Source organism: Pseudomonadota bacterium (assembly GCA_026388215.1).
Classification (GTDB): Bacteria; Desulfobacterota; Syntrophorhabdia; order Syntrophorhabdales; family Syntrophorhabdaceae; genus JAPLKF01.
In genome coordinates this window covers 1-2,512 of the sequence record JAPLKF010000285.1, presented here as the reverse complement: position 1 = coordinate 2,512, position 2,512 = coordinate 1, and the positions used below count along the sequence as shown (strand labels likewise).

Below are 2,512 nucleotides of genomic sequence, written 5' to 3'. Positions count from 1 at the left end.
CAAATGAATCCATTCCTCAACTCCAATCAATATCTGTGCGGAGCCTGTCGCTACTGCTACCCCGACGGTTATACCTGCTCCTCCCCAGAGTCCGCTTACTACATAAAGTATGGGCAGAAGTGCAGTATTCCACAATGGAATCCCGTTAATGCAGCACATTGCAAACCCGCCATAAATAACAACAAGAAAGGCTAATACAATTATTAACCACGATAGGACATTGACTGAGACAGAGAAAAAACGAAGAACTATGTTGAAAAATCCCAAAATCATGAATGAGGTAACAAAGATCATGCCCCGTGAAATCCATGAAGTTTTTGGTTTAGCAAACATACGGAAAAACCTAAGAGGCCGTCCTAAGTATAACAAATGCAATCCACATCCCAGAACACCGCATACAACCCAGCCAATGCTCATTGAAACGAGGCTACCAAAGAAAGAGCCAACAAAATATGCACCTGCTCCCAATTCTATAAAAAAAAAGGCAAGCCACAAAAGAACACCGCGTTTTACTATCCATTCTGTTTGGGGTGTACATTTTACCATCCACTCATATGGCTTCATCATTATTCCCTCCTTTTCACCACCTACCGCACAATATAATAAACTGACGGGTTTGTACCATATTCAGGACTGAGTTGTGATGCCTTCCTTTCACTCACCAATCTCGAAACCTCGCTTGCAGGATCATCAAGATCGCCAAAATACCTGGCTTTTGCGGGACAGGCTATAACACAGGCAGGCGTGGCCTCTCGATCCATACCGGGTTTTAACCCTTTTTTTTGCCCTTCATCAACCCTTTCCACACAGAAAGTACATTTCACCACAGTACCTTTCTCGAGAGGGTACAACTTTCTTCCAAGAACCTCCCATTCAGTGAAGCCCTGGCCGGGAAAATACTCCTTCTTATCATCTCCATAAAATGTTCTTTGCTGGTAGGGACATGCCATTACACAATACCTGCATCCCACACACTTATCATAATCAACAAATACAATACCATCATCCCTTTTCACAGAGGCTCCAGTAGGACATACTTTTACACAGGCAGCCTCTTTGCAATGATTACACAGCACTGGATAGATCTGTTTTCTCACTGCCGGAAACTTACCAAGTTCACCAACAAGTACCCTGGTCCAGAATATATCCGGAGGAAGAAAATGTTCCTGTTTACAGGCAAGCATACAGGCATAACAACCTATGCACTTATTGAGATTTATCACCATACCCCATCTTGCCATAAATCACCCCTTTTGTAATTTTGTATCCACTGCATGCGGCAATTGAACACGTCTGTGGATGGTGTCCCTGCATGGTCTTTAAGGTTCCAGTTACCTGGCGGCCGGTTACTGTCTCCACGACAATGTTGTCACCGTCTTTCAGTCCTTTCTTCTTTGCCGTATCCTCATTCATACAGATGCTGTATGTATATGGATTCATCCTGCTTGCCTCATCAAGCCACGGCTGTTCCATTGTTGCAGAACCTGTATGAAGAACATCGCGGTAGGAGAAACAGTAAAGGTCGTATTCAGGATTATCCACTTTGTGTATTGAACAAGGTGCCCAGTTGACAAAAGGCGAGTATTGTGTATAGTCAACATCGAGCCCTATTTTATTGGTTATCTTCTGCATTTTTTCCTTCACATCTATCATAAACTCAAGATAGACCGGAATGCGACAATCGACGAAGTATCTCCAGTACGCCTCTTCGACCTTTTTCGGCCACTTCACAAAACCGTGTTTCTTAAAGTACCCTAAATCATGCTTCTCTCCAAACGAGAACTTAAGAGCCCTGTCTGCCAGATCTTCTTCGGTAAACTTTTCGTCCGGCTTCAGTGCGTATTGCTCATTGAAACCAAAAAACTCATTCATTGCTCTATTAAGATCTGCTCGATAACCCATTCTTTCAATGATTTCCCAGATAACCGGCAAAAAGCTTTTTCGTTCGTTTTTTGGCTCTACTACAGGCTGTACAAGATGGTAACACCAGTCGCCCATACCGTAAGGATAGTTAAAATTCTGCCCCTTCCCTTCAGTCCAGCTCAGCAGTTCCAGGTAACAACAGTCAGGTAACACGATATCGGCGAAGCCTTCTGTAAGTTCTGTATTAAAAAGCTCTGCTACAACGATGAAAGGTATCTTTTTGAGACTGTTTTCTATGGCCTCCCAGCTTGCAACGCTCAAGGGGGTGTTGCAGCCCCAGCTTAAAAGCATCTCGAACCGGTAAGGTAAGTTGATCTTTTTCCATATTTCTTCCTGATCGCTCGCTCCGAATACCCCGGGGTCAAAACCAAGGGAGAAAATATCTTTCAACTGTGCATTCCCTTTCATTTCAGGCTCTTTTATCGGCCAAGGGCCACCAGAATAAAATGGTTCAATCCTTATCATTCTCTCCGGCAATCGAGCTAACTGGTATGCAATATCTCGAGTAACAATGGAACCTGATTCTACTACTATTATTTTGCCGTCTTTATCATAAACTGTTTCCCGGATTACTCTTCCCACCAATCCA

3 protein-coding genes are annotated in these 2,512 nt (G+C 43.5%); all 3 read right to left on the bottom strand.

Annotation, left to right across the window (positions count from 1 at the left end; all coding sequences use genetic code 11):
* Nucleotides 1-567: hypothetical protein (locus NTU69_12970; GenBank protein MCX5804417.1), on the bottom strand; the 567-nt coding region annotated here is incomplete at its 3' end.
* 20 nt (nt 568-587) lie between these two features.
* A complete protein-coding gene (locus NTU69_12965) occupies nt 588-1,241 on the bottom strand; it encodes a 4Fe-4S dicluster domain-containing protein (GenBank protein MCX5804416.1) in 654 nt (217 codons plus the stop codon).
* Nucleotides 1,207-2,512 (bottom strand): hypothetical protein (locus NTU69_12960; GenBank protein ID MCX5804415.1); only part of this gene is annotated, 1,306 nt, incomplete at its 5' end. The genes NTU69_12960 and NTU69_12965, both read right to left, overlap by 35 nt.